Source organism: Roseibium alexandrii DFL-11 (assembly GCF_000158095.2).
GTDB classification, from domain to species: Bacteria; Pseudomonadota; Alphaproteobacteria; order Rhizobiales; family Stappiaceae; genus Roseibium; species Roseibium alexandrii.
The window spans coordinates 4,398,114-4,413,755 of record NZ_CM011002.1 but is presented as its reverse complement, the minus strand read 5'-3'; the positions used below and the strand labels follow the sequence as shown (position 1 = coordinate 4,413,755).

Sequence of the window (15,642 nt, the reverse complement as noted above, 5' to 3'; positions counted from 1 at the left end):
AAGCAAAAAAGCGGGAAGTTTTCTCTCCCCGCTTTTTTCGTTCCTAGCGACTTAGAAGCTGAGTGAAATATCTCTGTGATCTGAGAGACATCCGGCGACTTCTAGAGCCATTGCGTCCGGCAAACGGTCTTGTTGGCGCAGACCGATGTTATTGCCAACGGCGGCGTCATACGCCTCCAATTGCGGCAACAGCTCCGATGCTGCACGTTGACGCCAGACAAGATCGGCCTGGACTGCAGCAATCGACTTGTCGATCTCCGCAATCGCCTCTTCTGCATTCGGTGTGCGGCTCCGCATAATCTTGCGGGCCTCCGTCAGGCCTTTGCGAATATCGCTCGTGCCTTCAGCAGACCCGACCTTCGACCGCATCTCGGCAATCGCGTCCACAGCAGCTTCAGGCTCCAGCTGGGCAACCTGCTCTTTCAAAACCTCAAGTTCGGCTTCGAAACCGGCGACAACGTCGACGTCGCGCAGGATTGCCTTCAGCTCAAGCACTGGCTCATAAGCTTGGTCCGCATTGCGGCGGTACGTCAAACGTGCCGTATTTTCCGCTTTCTGGATCTGCGAGAAAGTCGCATAGGTGTCGTTCCATTCCTCAGGGATCTGAGCCAGGAGCGCATCATGCTCGGCCTGGAGAGCGTCGATCCGTGCCTGAGCCCGTTCGCCTTGCTCCGCCGTATAGATGCCTCCCGGTCCAGACCGACTGACGACAACCTCAAGCTCTTCGATTGTCTCGTCGATCCGGCGAGCATCCCGCTCCAGAGCCCGGACAAGACCATGGATTGGTCGATAATCACCCGCAGCTGCCGCAACGTCTGCTTCTGCGTTCTTGATCTCCTGCATCAGCGAAAGAGCGTTCTGCGCTTTTTCAAAGCCTTCGGCCAAGTCTTCGCGCAGATCCTCCGGCAGGTAGCTCATGTCCACGTTTGCCGTCGACTGGATTGCTGCAAGAATGCCATCGCCATTCTGCTGGAAATCCTCATGAACGATTTTTTCCATGCAGTACTGAAGACGCGGGTTCTTCGGCGGCGGTGCCGTCTCCGACAACAAGGTCGAGCGGTTCGGAAGATAGTTCACGAGCTGCGGATTAAAGCCGACAATCGCGAGCGCAACGAGCTGCAGTGCAATGAACGCGATTACGCCCTTGTACATATCGACCGTCTTCACGATCGCAGGCGCAACCCCGCGCAAGTAGAACAGCGCAAAGCCAAATGGCGGTGTCAGGAAGGAGGTCTGGATGTTCAGGCCAATCATGACACCGAGCCAAACCGCGGTCACGTTTGCAGACGGGTCAGCAAGCAGGATCGGCGCAACAATCGGTACGACCACTACGGCAATCTCGATGAAATCGAGGAAGAAGCCAAGGATGAAGATCACCAGCATGACGATGAGGAACTGCGCCCAGAAACCGCCAGGCAGCCCCTGCAGGAAGTCCTTCACGAGGTCTTCACCACCGAAGGCCCGGAACGCGGATGTCAGCATCGCCGCACCAAGCAGGATGATAAAGACCAGCGACGTTGTTTTCGCAGTTTCCACCATTACACCACGGAGGGTGTCTTCCAGCTTCAAGGTGCGCCAGCCGGACCAGAAGATCGCAATCAGCAGCAACGAAACCGCAATCAGAGCCAACACAAGACCAAGAAGATCTTGGCTTGTCTGGATCAGCTTGATGTTGACGGCACCGATGAAGCTAATCACGATGGCGATCGCGAGCAACGCCACGATCGCGATGATCGCAGGCGTATATGCCCCCTTCTCACCATCACGTAGCCTGTACCCAGCCATGATCATGGCACCGACTGCACCGATTGCACCGGCCTGGTTCACGGTTGCAATACCCGCGATGATCGAGCCCAGAACCAGGAAGATCAGGGCCAGTGGTGGAACCAGTGTAATGAAAACCTTCACCGCGAACTGGCGGGTAAAGGTACCTTCCTCATGCACTGCAGGTGCAGCGCTTGGCTTCAGAAGTGCGAAGCCGAGGATGAACAGCATGTACAGCCCAACAAGGACAAGGCCTGGCAAGAACGCGCCAAGGAACATCTCACCGGCACTGGTCGACACGACCGAGAAGTCGGACGGCATCGAAAGTTCGCCAGTGTTGTCCTTGTAAAGCGCCTGCCGGATGGACCCGGCCTGGTCGACCGCACTTGCGAGCTGGTCAGCCAAAATGATCAAAACGATAGAAGGCGGGATAATCTGTCCGAGCGTCCCGGAGGCCGCGATCGTACCCGTTGCCAGCGGCACCGAATATTTGTTTCGAAGCATTGCCGGCAAGGAGATCAGACCCATCGCCACAACGGTCGCACCAACGATGCCCGTTGTTGCCGCAAGCAGCGCGCCCACGAAAACAACAGAAATGCCGAGACCGCCTGGAACCGGACCGAAAAGCCGGGCCATGGTCACGAGAAGATCCTCAGCGATCTTGGACCGCTGGAGCATGATGCCCATGAACACGAAAAGCGGAATCGCTATGAGCGTATCTCGTTCCGCTTCCCAATAAATACCCCGGAAGTTTGTCACGCCAGCACTCAGCCATTGAGCCGCGCTGCCAGAGTGGAAGAACGCATCCGCCCCGCCGCCGAAGAGTGCGCCGACACCGGCCGCAAGTCCGATTGTGATGATTGCCGCGCCTGGAAGGGCGAATGCCACCGGAAAACCGCAGCCAAGCGCAAACGCCATGATCACGACAAGAAGAAGAAGGAAGAAAAGTTCCATATCAAACGATCTCGTCTGGCTCTAGTTAACAGGGTGGTTTTCGTGATCCCGTCCGCCAGGTTCACCGCGAATGTCGGCAATGGCGTCCAGGAAATAGGCCACGAACTGAATCATCATGGAGGTGGCAAACACTCCCAGAAAACCGGCCATGAGGTATTTCACGTAAAGACCAAATCCTGCCTGTGTCACTTCGTAGGCCAGGATCGGGCTGTTGATGATGTTCTGTTTTCCGCCCATGCCGAGAACAAGGATCGTCGTGCAAAGGCTCATGCCGAGTACAACCGACCCGATCGCGTTGACGTAGCCTTTGGTCTTCGGAGCCATACCGGCATAAAACACATCCACTCGAACGTGCCCTTCTTCAAGCAGCGTATAGGCACTCGCGAACAGGAAGAGTGCTGCGTACCAAAAGCGCACCAAGTCGGCGAGGAAGGCCTGCTCGTAGGAGAACACAAAACGGCCAATCACGATGGCCAGCTCGGCCACCACCACAAGCAGTGCGAGCCAGGTAAACCCGAGCGTTCTTGTAAAGGCGGCAATCACAATCGACAGGGCTATCAGCGGCATATGAACGTAGGCGCCGCGGAACCGCGACTTGCCAAGCTCGTCTGCCAGGTCTTGCCCAACAATGGCAGGCAGCAGCTCCTCAATCCGCAGGAACGAGATGGCGCTGTCCATCAATCCAACGATCAAAACCGCAAAAAATGCGGCCCTAATTATGAAGGTGTTGATGTTGCTGATCCGCCCGCTGTCGACGCGCAGCGGTGTTGTACTCCGCATCACATAAACGAACACGGCAGCCAAAAAACCGGCGTAAACAGCCAATTGCAACCAAGACCAGACGATCGGCAGCGACCCGTTTGCAGCACCACCATAAATGGGCGCAATGCCAGGCAAATCTTGCCAATACGTCAGGTAATTGTTCAACAGATATGCGGCCATTATGGCCAGTACGCCCCAACCGAACAGGCGGAAAAGACGCGCGCTTTCTGGTGTTGGTCCCGTGCCGGTATTCATGGCTGGAGATCCGTCTTGAACACTGTCCAAGGCAGTCATCGTGGCGGAGCCTTTTTTATCGTGTCAATAAAAAGAAGGGACGGGAAGTTTCCCGCCCCTATCCGTAGGAGAGCATCGCTTATGAAGGGATGCCCAACACGCGGTTCCGCTTGTTGCTGTATGCAACGTCGGAAATTGCCATCCAGCTGCCGATGTCCTTGCGGGCATTGATGAAGCTTTCGAAGATTTTCTTGGCCATCGGAGAATGGTCCATTGCCTCTTCGAGAACTTCCTGAGCTGCTTCACCGAACGCATCATAGATTTCGTCGTTGAATTCACGCAGCTCAACGCCGTGCTCGTTGATCAGGCGGTTGAGGTAAACACCGTTGTTGGCGTTCGTCTCAGCCATGGTAAGGGAGTTTTCTTCGTTACACGCAGCCTGAATGATCGCTTGATCAGTCGCGTCAAGTGTATCCCACCATGCCTTGTTGATGCCCATGGCCAGCTGTGCGCCCGGCTCGTGCATGCCCGGGAAGTAGTAGTACTTCGCCGCTTCGTAGAACTTCATGAAGTAGTCGTTGAACGGACCAACCCACTCGGTTGCGTCAATAGCACCGGAAACGAGGTTTTCGTAGATCTGGCCGCCCGGCAGAGAAACCGGAGATGCACCGAGTTTCGCCATGACGTCGCCGCCCTGACCCGGAATACGCATCTTCAGACCTTTCAGGTCGTCAGCTGTCTCGATTTCCTTGTTGAACCACCCGCCCATCTGAACGCCGGTGTTACCCATTGCGAAGTTCTTGAGGCCGAATTCACCTGCAAGCTCATCCCAAAGCTCCTGACCGCCGCCAAACTTAATCCAGGCGTCCATTTCGGTGAAGGTGAGACCGAACGGTACTGCAGTAAACGCAGCCCAACCCGGGTGCTTACCTTTCCAGTAGTAATCTGCGCCGATGTAAGCCTGCGCGTTGCCGGAAGCAACTTCATCGAAGGAGTCGAAAGCACCAACGCGCTCGCCAGCGGCGAAGTACTGAACGTTGATGCGGCCTTCGGTTAGCTCTGCAATGCGAGCTGCAAGACGCTGAGCCGGAATACCAAGACCCGGGAAGTCCCGCGGCCAGGTTGACACAATGACCATGTCCTTGGTGCCCTGCGCGATGGCCGGAGCTGCAAGAGCAGAACCTGCAGCAATACCACCAGCACCAAGACCAGCTTTTTTGATAAACGAACGACGATCCATTAGTTTCCTCCCTAAACGGACCTGATATCGGACCGGAATACACCCTTGCACCGATCTCGCCGTATGTCTAGTTGACCGAACGGCACTGATGCTATTCGTGGTTCTGCGCATCTTTTCAGTAGTACTACTGAATTCCACGCAAGAGAGTGCTGTTAGGGCGCCAGTTCGCGCAATATGAGGAACAAGTGGGTGACGTTTAAGACAAAATTGCTGCTGATCACGATCTTGCCACTGATCGCTGTCTCGTTGCTGATCGGCGGCGTCAGCTATTACCAGTCGAGCGCACTCATTGATGCCGAGACCCGTTCCGTTGAAACGCGGATCCTGGCCGCGAAACGCCAGGAAATCCGGAATTACGTGAGCCTTGCCCTCACCTCGATCGAGCAGATCTACGAAAATGAACCGGACGGACAGCTAGCGGCTCAGGCCGAGGTCAAGGAAATCTTGAAAAACCTGACCTTCGATTATGACGGCTATTTTTTCGTCTACACGCTGGACGGCACCAACGTTGTGCACCCCAAATTGCCGCAGCTCGTCGGCAACAATTGGTGGGACTTACAGGACAAGACCGGCGATTTTGTCATTCAGAACCTCATCAAGGCAGCGCAGCAAGGCGGCGGCTTTCACCAATACGTATGGCACAAGCCGTCGACTGGAACAGTGGAAGAAAAACTTGGTTATGCCATCTTGCTGGATAAATGGGGCTGGATGCTTGGAACCGGTCTTTATACCGACGATATCGCGAAGGAAATTGCCGCCATACGTGCCGATTTTGCTCGCAGCATCCGTCAAACACTTTTCGTAATTTTTCTGATTACGCTTGCCGCGATCATAATCGTTGGCACCTTGATCGCTGCCGTCAGGTTCTCTGAGCAGCGCTTTGCCGACACCCGTTTGAAGGCGTTGACCAACCGGATCCTTGAAGTTCAGGAACAAGAACGCAAACGCGTTTCCACAGAACTTCATGACAGTATATCGCAGCTGTTGGTCTCCGTGAGGTATGGCCTTGAGCTGATCCATAGCGAAGCCAATCAAAACGCGGACCTTCAGGCCCAAGCAGCCAAATGCCTGAACATCATCGACGGAACCATTGCCGAGGTCCGCCGTATCTCGCGAGATCTGCGGCCAAGTGTTCTGGACGACATGGGGCTGGCCGCAGCACTCGGGAGCCTTGGCAAGGAGTTCCAGGCCCAATCGGGCATCACCGTCAATGTCGAGGCAGAACGATGCCACGCCCGCTTGTCGGAGGGCGCAAAAACATCACTCTATCGCGTTGTGCAGGAGTGCATGACAAATGTGGCCCGCCACGCCGAAGCCGGGGAAGTCAACATCTCCCTGACCGTCGGCGCGCGCACTCTAAAGCTGCGGGTTGAAGACGATGGGATTGGATTGCCGTATCCGCTGCCAAAAACTGGCGGTCTGGGCTTCCGGAACATGCGCGAACGCATTGAAACATACGGCGGCAAATTATTCATGAGCCGCGGCAAGTTCGGCGGCACACAGATCGACGTTGAAATGCCTCTCGACAACGCCACTGCAATGGCTGCATGATATGAACATGACAGTTCACTCACCTAACCTTGAGCCAATGACCAAACCGATACGGGTTTTGCTGGCCGATGATCATGCCCTTGTCCGCGACGGGATAAGGGCCCGGTTGAACAAGGTTCCGGAAATCGAAGTTGTGGGCGAAGCAACGAATGGCCGGGAAGCCGTTAAACTGGCGCATGAACTCCGGCCGGATGTCCTTTTGATGGATGTCTCGATGCCTGTCATGAACGGCCTGGAAGCCGCTGCGGAAGTTCGTAAATCCTTCCCGGAAATCGCGGTGCTGATCCTGTCGATCTATGACAACTCTGAATACGTGCGCGGCGTTGTTCAAGCCGGTGCACGCGGTTACATCCTGAAGGACATTTCCGCTCCCGAAATGATCACTGCGATTTCGAGTGTCGCGTCCGGCGGATACTATTTCTCCTCTGCGGTGGGGCCGACACTTGTTGGCACAGCAACCTCCGCTCCGATAGAAGACCCCTATGGATTGACTGACCGTGAGCGCCAGGTGCTCACAGCAATTGCCAAAGGCCTGCCCAACAAGGAAGTTGCCAAGAGCCTGGGGATCAGTGTGCGGACGGTTGAGTCCCATCGTCTGAACTTGCGGGAGAAGGTCGGCAACAAGAACGCAGCGCAGCTCTACAAGGTTGCACAGGATCTTGGATTGCTCGATTGATCGGCAGGCGGTATCACTCTCTGCTGATCTCGTTACGTTCTGTCCAGACAATCTGATAAGGCAAGACCATGTCCAAACCGCTGGTTCTCGTGACCGCCGATGTCAAATCCATCGATGGCTTCAACTGGCACGCAACAATCTCCACCTATTTACAGGCGGTTCTCAAAGGCGCAGACGCCATACCCATGATCCTGCCGGCTCTTGGAGCGGACCTGGATATCGATGCTGCTCTGGACAACGTTGATGGCGTTCTGGTGACCGGATCCCGGTCAAATGTAAATCCGCAACTCTACGGACAAGAACCGACAGAAGCCAACGGCCCCTACGATCCGGACCGCGACGCGACCACCTTACCACTAATCAAGAGGGCCGTGGAACGCGGCGTTCCGGTATTCGCAATCTGCCGCGGCATGCAAGAGATGAACGTGGCCTTTGGCGGGACGCTTTTGACAGAAGTTCAGGAGATTGCGGGGCGCAAGGACCACCGGCCGCCGACATCAGACAGTCAGGACGAACGTTTTCGTATTGCCCATACAGTCGAGATCCACTCAGGTGGTCCCTTGGAAACCGTGCTAGGCGAGGAACCGTTTGAGGTAAACTCCCTTCACCGGCAGGCGGTCGGGGAGCTCGGCAAAGGGCTTGTGATCGAAGCCAAAGCAGAAGACGGCACAATTGAAGCCATGACCATCAAGGATGCGCCAGGCTATGTGATGGCAACCCAATGGCACCCGGAATACTGGGTGATGACAGACGGGCCCTCCAAGAAATTGTTTTCAGCTTTTGGAGACGCCGTTCGTACCTACAGACAAAAAAGGCTGGCACTCTAAGCGCCAGCCTAAATTCTTTTTCTTTCGGAACAAATCAGTCCTTATCCCCAGCCGACAGCGGCGATCAAAAGGGTAATCCCGAGCAAAAATACAACCGCGGCGCCGAGGATCTCGATCGTACGGTGTACTCTGACCGCCATGGGGCTACCCTCGCCGAAGAGGCGGACGGCCAGATCCTTGGCCGAGACAGCAAGCCCGGCCAGAAGCGCAACGGTAATCCCGGTCCCAACGGCCATCGCAAGCGTTGAGGCAATCCCGGCAGCGATCATGCCCTGCGACAAAGCAAAGACCAGCACGACAAGCGCGCCCGTGCAGGGCCGCAAGCCCACTGCCAAAACGATGGACACGGCCTTGGACATCGTGATCTTGCCCTGAAGCATATCCGGCGTCGGTGCATGGGCATGCCCACAACTGGAGCACACACCGTCCGGGCCGATGTGACGATCATGGTCGTGATGATGGTGGTGGTGGCCGTGATGGTGGTCATGGCCATGATGACCGCCCGCGTGGGCACCAGCAAAAGCGAGCCCCTCGTTGGCCTGACGGTTCAGCATGCCTGCCAAAACGGGTTTTCCCGCCTTCTGCCACAGGAGCCATGCGCCCAGCGCTGTGATCAGGACATAAGACCCAATCTCAAACCAGCGCGCGGTATCCTGAATTGCGATACTCGTGAGATTGAACACAACGGCAAGCCCACCCACCAGAACGATCGCGGTGACAGCTTGAGCGAAGGCAGAGGCGAAGGAAAGTACAATCCCCTTCTTCAGGGTTTCGTTGTTGGCGACGACATAAGACGTGATGATCGCCTTCCCGTGCCCCGGACCTGCCGCATGGAAAATTCCGTAGGCGAAGGAAAGGCCGACAAGCAGCCAAAACGCATTCGGATTGGTCCTGAAGGACCTTAAGCTCGCCACCAGCTTTTGATAGAAGTCCCTCTGCATCTGGGCAATCGATCCGAAAATCTGATCCATCAATCCCGGCTCTATCGTAATGGTCTGCTGCGTGTTTTGCAGAACATCTGAAGCCCGGGACATAGGTTCTGTACCTGAGCCTTGTGCAATTGCGCTTTCAATTGCCGCTACCGCAGTCTCTGGCGAAGCATTTCCTGCCGTAGGTTGTTGTTCTGATAGCTCTGCGGCATTGGGAGCAGCGGCTACGTGTGCGGCAGCGCCACAGGCCACAATCATCTGATTGACTTGTGTCGCGGCGGCGGATTGCAGCTCGGGCGGCAGGTCTCTCTGATCCGGTCCGATCTGAGCAAGAGCATAGGCGGTCGCATCATCAAGCGGCGGCGGTTCCTTGCGCGTAATCTGACACGCGCCCGGAGCATTTACTGTTCCGAGTGCGCTATTCTCTTGGCCGAAACGAAAGTCGACGTAATAAGTCGGGTCATAGACATCAAGCGTGATCGGTGCAGACGCATCACTTGGATCTTTGAGCGGCAACGTGAAATGCAGCTCAAGGAGCTTCACGTCTTCGGGCATTGTGCCGCCGTTCATCTGAACATCTTCGGCGATCGCCTCAAAGTCCTCTGGCTTCATAACCCAGTAGTCTTCCAATGCGACGGTCTTCACCTCAAGCCAGTAATCGGTCGGCGTTGTGAAATCCAACTCAATGCGCGTGTTGTCGCCAAACGTGAAATAGCCGAAATCAGCCATACTCTCGACATTGACGTCAGCCAGTTCCGAAAGCTCTTCCCGAGAATAGATCCCGTCCTGATTGGTATCGAAGCCCTGAATGGCAAAGGCTGAAAACGCATCATCGAAGCGGAAGATATGCCGAACGGCGACAGCGTCGCCGTTGTCATCGAACACAAGAGAAGAGCGCGCCTCCACGAACACGTGCGGGTGCGCCTGAGCACCTGTCGTGGCAACCACAGCAAAACCGAACGCCGCAAACAGCAAGACTGCCCTGGCGTTCATCAAGTTCCATGCGCGAACGATTTGCTGACGCACATCTTGCTCCTGTTCGAATCCCTGAGCCTTAATATAGCGCAATCAGTTTGTTGTCCCAGAAGGCGGCAACAAGATGACCCAAACTGTTCGCAGGCGCAAAAACGAAATGAAATATTTTTCGCATTTAATCCGGAAAGTAGGAAGGAACGCTCGATCAAAAGCGCGAAGATGAGCAAGAAAAGCAGCAAATTTCAAACAACCCGAATAAAATCTACCGAACAATAATCATTTCGAATTGAGCCAACCATGAACGCCATCCATAAAGCTGTCCATCATACGGCCGTCTTTGACCATCCGGAGATGGAAGATCACGAAAACATCGTGATAGTTCAAGATGCAAATACCGGGCTGAAAGCCATCATCGCGGTCCACGACACCCGGCTTGGCCCCGCCCTCGGTGGCTGCCGCATCTGGCCTTACCCCACGCCGTCCGAAGCTTTGAATGATGCGCTCCGGCTGTCCCGTGGCATGACCTACAAGAACTCCCTCGCAGGCCTTGAGCTTGGTGGCGGTAAGGCCGTCATCATCGCTGATCCGCGCAAGGATAAGTCAGAAGCTTTGATGGAAGCCTTTGGACGGCACGTGGAGCGGTTGTCCGGCACTTACATCACAGCTGAAGACGTCGGCGTCTCACCAGAAGATATGGAGGCGGTTGCGCGCCACACAGACCATGTTCGCGGTACGCAGGCAACCGGACTGGGAGACCCATCTCCTTACACCGCCCTCGGTGTCTTTGAGGGCATCAAAGCATCTGTTGTGCATGCGTTCGGTGATCCGTCCTTGTCCGGCCGTACAGTATCGGTTCAAGGTCTTGGCCATGTCGGGTTCGATGTCGCCCGCCAACTTCATGAAGCTGGCGCAAACCTGGTAGTTTCCGATATCCATAAGCCGGCCGTTGAGAAGGCTGTTGAAGCCTTTGGCGCAAAAACGGTTGAACCAGCTGATGCGCACAAAGTGGAGGCCGATGTGTTTGCACCGTGTGCTTTAGGCGCAGGTCTCAACGCCCGCACTATTCCGGAAATCAAGGCGCGGATCGTGGCGGGCGCCGCGAACAACCAACTGCAGACACCGGCTGATGGCGTGGCTCTCAAAAACCGCGGCATTCTTTATGCACCGGACTATGCGATCAACGCTGGTGGAGTTATTTCGATCGCCTTGGCAAAGCCAGGCGGCAATGACCAGGAAGTCCGGAAAAAAACAATTGCAATCGGCGATACGCTGACCCGGATCTACGACCGGGCTGTCCGCGAGAATGCTGCACCGGAACAGATTGCCGACAGAATGGCCGAAGAACGCCTCTCAGCCGCACGTTCGAACTGAGCCTTGTAGAAAAAAGTCTTAGGAATGGCGGGCATGGTCCCGCCGTTTCATAGTGAGAGTGCCGTCTTCAAGAGTATTTGCTCTCGTTCGCGCTCTTGAACATTTGGCGCACCAGGCGTTTGGCATCTTCTACAGCTTGTTCGCCCAGTTCCGCGTAAGAAGCGGTCACACCTTCGTGGAGAAGATAGAGCGTTGAAGCAAACTGCATCTTACCGCTGAGATTTCCAAAAAACGTCAGCAGCTCCGATTTGTGCCGGTTTACTGTCTCAGCGATGTCTGTGCTGTCAGGGTTTGCCGCGAGAGCTTGCCGGAAGAAACACTCTTTTCCCTCCGTCATCCGCATCCAGCCACCCAGTTTATCAAACAACTGCTCGGCAGCACTCAGACCAGGTTCTTCGACACCATCCGTGACGTACCGCATGTACCGTTGATGCCGGAACTCCAGAGCGCCCAAGATCATCGCCTCACGGGAGGGAAAATACCGGTAGAGGGTCCGCATGCTGACACCGACGCCGGCACGCAAGACGGGAACGCTTGGTTCCGCAAAACCCCGGCTCCAGAAAACCTGTTCCAAGCCTGCAGCAATATCGTCTTTGGAGTCACTCATGCTGAGATTGTGAGCCTGTATTTTTTTTAATCAAGAAAAAATTGCGCTTATTTTCGCCTTGCAGGATCTTATTTACCCTAAGTCACTCAAGTTCCTCGCGCAAAGCCTCCGTTCGCACTTCCGCTCTTGATCGAGCCGCGTACCAGCTCACAAGGAAATCGACCAACGCCCGGACCTTCACAGTCAGATGGCGCCGATGCGGGTAAACGGCATATATCCCGCGCATTGGCTCTTCATGTTCCGCCAGCACAATCTTGAGTCGGCCTTCGTTGATGTATTCTGAGACAAAAAACAGTGGCATCCGGATGAAGCCAAGCCCCTGAAGCGCGGCCTCACAGACCGCCTCGGCACTGTTGACCTCAACCGGCCCTTTTACAGTGACCATTTGGCGTTCGCCTTGGCTGCCAAACGCCCAGTTTTGCTTGTACCGGTAATTTGTATCGATGATGCAGGGGCGATCCGCAAGGTCGGCCGGTATGTTTGGAACGCCAACTTTAGCCAGCAGCTCCGGACTGGCACAAATCACTGTCCGAAAGGGCGCTATTTTTCTCGCAATCAGGCTTGAGTCTTCGAGCTGGGTCACCCGCACCGCGATGTCGAACCCCTCCTCCACCAAGTCCACGAATCGGTCTTCAAGCCTGAGATCAAGAACGACGTCAGGATGTTGTGCAAGAAACTCCATCATGGCTGCGTTCAAAAGCTTGTCGCCCATGGACCGTGGCGCCGACACGCGCAGACGTCCGCGAATCTCCTGTTGGGATGACTGAACAGATGCCTGAAGATCGTCAATGCGCTGGAGGATTTCAGAGGCTTCCTTGTAGTAAGACTCTCCAACTTCGGTCATGGAGACCTGCCGGGTTGTCCGGTTCAGCAACCGGACTCCCAACTCGTCTTCCAACTCGCTGACGTATTTGGAGACGAGCGCCTTGGACCGCCCCATGTCTCTGGCAGCGGCGGAAAACCCCTTGGAATCCACGACCTGAATAAAACAACGCATACGCGTTAGCGCGTCCATAGGGCAAAGCCTCCACCGAATCTGAGGTGTTCACATCACCACAGTTCAAGCGGGGGCGCGACGGCGCGTCAAGCGGACAAGTCCCGACAAGAACCAAACGAGAATGAAACCACCCGCAGCGCCAGCCCCCGCGCTCACCAGACCGACCGGGGTGACCGGAATAGCTGGAGCATAATCCTCTGCGGTCGCTTGCGCCAGTTCGCGGTCCGGGCTCTGGACGAGGATCAAGATCCGCTCAAACGGACTGGCTGTTTCAAAACCGGATCTTTGATCTTTGAGATGAACAAGACGCTGGCTCGTCCGCTCGATGCTGGCGCCCCGCGCCTGAATGAACGGATCTGTTGACGCCTTCTGCCGGTCAATCGCCTCTGGAACTGTGAGACCATAATCCGCTGCATCTCGCTGGAAGTCCGCCATCACCTGCTCCAACGCATCGATAGCACCACCGAGGCGCTGCCGGTATTGTTGCGCGAACTCCGGAAGCTGTGATGTCAGCGTACCGCTGGCGAGCATCGTCAAAACCGTGAAGATCCGCAGCATCCCAGCCACTCCATGAAATGATGCAAGCCTACTTCACAGCCAAGACAATCAGATCACAAAGACCTACCCGTCCTGAAGAGAGATAATGCCTGCTTCGTTCTTTTCGCTGCCAAAAGCGAGCCGAAGGCCTGCGTTATCCCAGTCAAGGCTGGTGATTGGATGGCCTCCAGGACGCCGCAGCAGGACTTCCGCGTTATCTTCAAACCGGCTCATCATGACCATGCCGTCCTGATAGCCCAGCGCGACGGCCTCTTCCTTTGGATGGCAGGCAACCGCCGTAACCAAGACGTCGCTCCGTGTCCCAAGCTGCAATGGGGATTGGCCCATGGGACCGGTTTTTCCAAAAAACGGCCAAACGATCGCGGCATTGGCTCCGGAGGTTGCAAGATACTTGCCTTTGGCCGACCAGCTGAAAGACTTCACTTTCGCAGGATATCCCGTCATGCGCATGTCTTGATTGTCAGACAGACGCCAGCCATGCAGCGCGTTTTCCTGCATAGCCGTCACAAGGTATTTGCCGTCGGGTGAAAAACTTGTTCCAAGATGGGCACCTTTCCAGGTCAGGTTGACCGGCTTGCCTTCGGTGCCGGCCCACCACAATGTGGCGCCGTCGTACCGGGAAACAGCTAACCGCAGCCCCTTGGGCGCAAACGCAATGCCTCCTACGGCCCGATCGTGGGCAAACTCTTTTTCCCGGCCATCCGACAAGCGAACCCACGCTGTCCGGCCGCTCGCAAAGGCAACAGCGCCGTTGGGCCCACAGGCAATCAGATCAATCCACTTGCGAGGACGTTCTGCCAGAAGCTCGCTCGATCCATCCGGCGACGAGGCATAAATCGCACCATCATCGCCCGAAGTGATCAGGGACTTGCCATCAAACGATGGCTCCGCCGCCAAGAGACCATTCTTATGCGGCGCCAGATGAGTTTCGCCTACTTCAACGAAGTGTATGGCGCCCTCACCGGTCGCGACATACGCAGCATCACCCAAAAAACCGGCTCGGACGACGAAGCCGTCCACGTCCATAGGAGCAACAATTGGCACCCTGCGCTCCTATTCCGCGGCACAAGCCTTGAAGTTTGCTTTCAGGACATCCCAGTTCAGATCCCGGCCGATAAAGACAAGCCGGCTTTCACGCGGTTCGTCGCTCTTCCAGTCCCGCTGATGATCTCCCTCGACGATCATATGAACGCCCTGGATGACGTAACGCTGTGGGTCACCCTTGAACGCGAGGATCCCCTTCATTCGAAGAATATTCGGTCCTTGGATCTGGGTCACCTGATTGATCCAAGGGAAAAACATTTCGGGGTCAAGGTCACCCGCCGTCAGTGAAATGCTTTTGACGGAATGTGTCTCTTCGTGGCCATGATGGTGGTGACCATGATCATGGCTGTGGTCATGATGATGATGGTCGTGGTCATGATCACAGTCTGGGCTGCATTCGTGGGCGTGATGACCGTGTTCCAGGAAATGCGGGTCGAGCGACAAGATCCGATCCAGATCAAAAGCGCCACGATCAAGCACCTTCGCAATATCGACACCGCATCGTTCGCTATGATGGAGAACCGCATACGGGTTGATCGACCGGATGCGCGCTTCAACCGCACTCAATTCATCAGCGGATACCAAGTCGGTCTTGTTGATCAGGATAACGTCCGCAAAGGCAACCTGATCTTCAGCCTCCTGAGTGTCTTCCAAACGTTGCAATACGTGGCGCGCATCCACGACCGCGACGACAGCATCCAATTTCGCCGCGGCTCGCACGTCGTCATCCATAAAAAACGTCTGTGCAACGGGCGCAGGATCGGCGACGCCCGTGGTCTCCACGATAATGGCATCGAAGGCGCCCTTGCGCTTCATCAGGTTTTGAACGGTTCGGATCAAATCGCCACGAACTGTGCAGCAAATACAGCCGTTGTTCATTTCGAAGATTTCTTCATCCGACTCGACCAACAAGTCGTTGTCGATACCGACTTCTCCGAACTCATTGACGATAACGGCGTACCGCTGACCGTGGTTTTCGGTAAGGATCCGATTGAGCAAGGTGGTTTTTCCGGCCCCCAGATATCCTGTCAAAACGGTGACCGGAATCTGAGCCGGTGTCTCCTGGGTCGCAGACATTGCGTATCTTCCTGGAAAATTGAAAAAGGCGGGCTCATCAGAGCCCCGGTTAGCCGCCATATAATCATATCCTTGC

Annotated in this window: 13 protein-coding genes; 4 read left to right on the top strand and 9 right to left on the bottom strand. The window is 55.6% G+C overall.

What is annotated here, in order from left to right:
• Window positions 1–51: 51 nt before the first annotated feature.
• From SADFL11_RS20460 to SADFL11_RS20450, 3 genes are all read right to left on the bottom strand, one after another.
• On the bottom strand, window positions 52–2,718 hold the full coding sequence (locus tag SADFL11_RS20460) for a TRAP transporter large permease subunit (protein WP_008189715.1): 2,667 nt from the start codon (window positions 2,716–2,718) through the stop codon (window positions 52–54).
• Between the two features lie 21 nt (window positions 2,719–2,739).
• A complete protein-coding gene (locus SADFL11_RS20455) occupies window positions 2,740–3,774 on the bottom strand; it encodes a TRAP transporter small permease subunit (protein WP_008192054.1) in 1,035 nt (344 codons plus the stop codon).
• Between the two features lie 79 nt (window positions 3,775–3,853).
• On the bottom strand, window positions 3,854–4,954 hold the full coding sequence (locus tag SADFL11_RS20450; protein ID WP_008195146.1) for a TRAP transporter substrate-binding protein: 1,101 nt from the start codon (window positions 4,952–4,954) through the stop codon (window positions 3,854–3,856).
• 189 nt (window positions 4,955–5,143) lie between these two features.
• Here SADFL11_RS20450 and SADFL11_RS20445 point away from each other — a divergent pair, with 189 nt between their 5' ends.
• The 3 genes from SADFL11_RS20445 (at window position 5,144) to SADFL11_RS20435 (ending at window position 8,008) form a co-directional block, all read left to right on the top strand.
• Window positions 5,144–6,505 carry a cache domain-containing protein gene (locus SADFL11_RS20445; protein ID WP_050776153.1) on the top strand — a complete coding sequence of 454 codons (1,362 nt, stop codon included), beginning with the start codon at window positions 5,144–5,146 and terminating at the stop codon, window positions 6,503–6,505.
• Window positions 6,506–6,512: 7 nt separating this feature from the next.
• On the top strand, window positions 6,513–7,181 hold the full coding sequence (locus SADFL11_RS20440; protein WP_040452569.1) for a response regulator: 669 nt from the start codon (window positions 6,513–6,515) through the stop codon (window positions 7,179–7,181).
• 68 nt (window positions 7,182–7,249) lie between these two features.
• Window positions 7,250–8,008, top strand: coding sequence for a gamma-glutamyl-gamma-aminobutyrate hydrolase family protein (locus tag SADFL11_RS20435; RefSeq protein ID WP_008196052.1), 759 nt, complete (start codon window positions 7,250–7,252; stop codon window positions 8,006–8,008).
• 41 nt (window positions 8,009–8,049) lie between these two features.
• Here SADFL11_RS20435 and SADFL11_RS20430 read toward each other — a convergent pair whose 3' ends face one another.
• Entirely contained in the window at window positions 8,050–9,963 is a 1,914-nt protein-coding gene (locus SADFL11_RS20430) for a HoxN/HupN/NixA family nickel/cobalt transporter (protein WP_008194368.1), read from the bottom strand.
• 246 nt (window positions 9,964–10,209) lie between these two features.
• Here SADFL11_RS20430 and SADFL11_RS20425 point away from each other — a divergent pair, with 246 nt between their 5' ends.
• Window positions 10,210–11,283, top strand: coding sequence for a Glu/Leu/Phe/Val dehydrogenase dimerization domain-containing protein (locus SADFL11_RS20425; RefSeq protein ID WP_008192115.1), 1,074 nt, complete (start codon window positions 10,210–10,212; stop codon window positions 11,281–11,283).
• A gap of 67 nt (window positions 11,284–11,350) precedes the next feature.
• Here the strand turns inward: SADFL11_RS20425 and SADFL11_RS20420 are convergent, their stop codons facing one another.
• The 5 genes from SADFL11_RS20420 to SADFL11_RS20400 all read right to left on the bottom strand — a co-directional run bounded on the left by SADFL11_RS20420 (window position 11,351) and on the right by SADFL11_RS20400 (window position 15,566).
• On the bottom strand, window positions 11,351–11,890 hold the full coding sequence (locus tag SADFL11_RS20420) for a TetR/AcrR family transcriptional regulator (protein ID WP_008191274.1): 540 nt from the start codon (window positions 11,888–11,890) through the stop codon (window positions 11,351–11,353).
• A gap of 82 nt (window positions 11,891–11,972) precedes the next feature.
• Window positions 11,973–12,905: a LysR family transcriptional regulator gene (locus SADFL11_RS20415; RefSeq protein WP_040451044.1), complete on the bottom strand. Its 933-nt coding sequence runs from the start codon at window positions 12,903–12,905 to the stop codon at window positions 11,973–11,975.
• A 45-nt stretch (window positions 12,906–12,950) separates the two neighbouring features.
• Window positions 12,951–13,445, bottom strand: coding sequence for a DUF2937 family protein (locus SADFL11_RS20410; RefSeq protein ID WP_040451045.1), 495 nt, complete (start codon window positions 13,443–13,445; stop codon window positions 12,951–12,953).
• Between the two features lie 63 nt (window positions 13,446–13,508).
• Window positions 13,509–14,489, bottom strand: coding sequence for a WD40 repeat domain-containing protein (locus SADFL11_RS20405; protein WP_040451046.1), 981 nt, complete (start codon window positions 14,487–14,489; stop codon window positions 13,509–13,511).
• Window positions 14,490–14,498: 9 nt separating this feature from the next.
• On the bottom strand, window positions 14,499–15,566 hold the full coding sequence (locus SADFL11_RS20400; protein WP_008190468.1) for a CobW family GTP-binding protein: 1,068 nt from the start codon (window positions 15,564–15,566) through the stop codon (window positions 14,499–14,501).
• Window positions 15,567–15,642: the final 76 nt, after the last annotated feature.

Excerpts from the sequence above, each read along its gene's own strand:
- SADFL11_RS20460 (WP_008189715.1), bottom strand. The coding sequence starts at position 2,718 with ATGGAACTTTTCTTCCTTCTTCTTCTTGTCGTGATCATGGCGTTTGCG.
- SADFL11_RS20455 (WP_008192054.1), bottom strand. The coding sequence starts at position 3,774 with ATGACTGCCTTGGACAGTGTTCAAGACGGATCTCCAGCCATGAATACC.
- SADFL11_RS20450 (WP_008195146.1), bottom strand. The coding sequence starts at position 4,954 with ATGGATCGTCGTTCGTTTATCAAAAAAGCTGGTCTTGGTGCTGGTGGT.
- SADFL11_RS20440 (WP_040452569.1), top strand. The coding sequence starts at position 6,513 with ATGACAGTTCACTCACCTAACCTTGAGCCAATGACCAAACCGATACGG.
- SADFL11_RS20435 (WP_008196052.1), top strand. The coding sequence starts at position 7,250 with ATGTCCAAACCGCTGGTTCTCGTGACCGCCGATGTCAAATCCATCGAT.
- SADFL11_RS20425 (WP_008192115.1), top strand. The coding sequence starts at position 10,210 with ATGAACGCCATCCATAAAGCTGTCCATCATACGGCCGTCTTTGACCAT.
- SADFL11_RS20420 (WP_008191274.1), bottom strand. The coding sequence starts at position 11,890 with ATGAGTGACTCCAAAGACGATATTGCTGCAGGCTTGGAACAGGTTTTC.
- SADFL11_RS20415 (WP_040451044.1), bottom strand. The coding sequence starts at position 12,905 with ATGGACGCGCTAACGCGTATGCGTTGTTTTATTCAGGTCGTGGATTCC.
- SADFL11_RS20410 (WP_040451045.1), bottom strand. The coding sequence starts at position 13,445 with ATGCTGCGGATCTTCACGGTTTTGACGATGCTCGCCAGCGGTACGCTG.
- SADFL11_RS20400 (WP_008190468.1), bottom strand. The coding sequence starts at position 15,566 with ATGTCTGCGACCCAGGAGACACCGGCTCAGATTCCGGTCACCGTTTTG.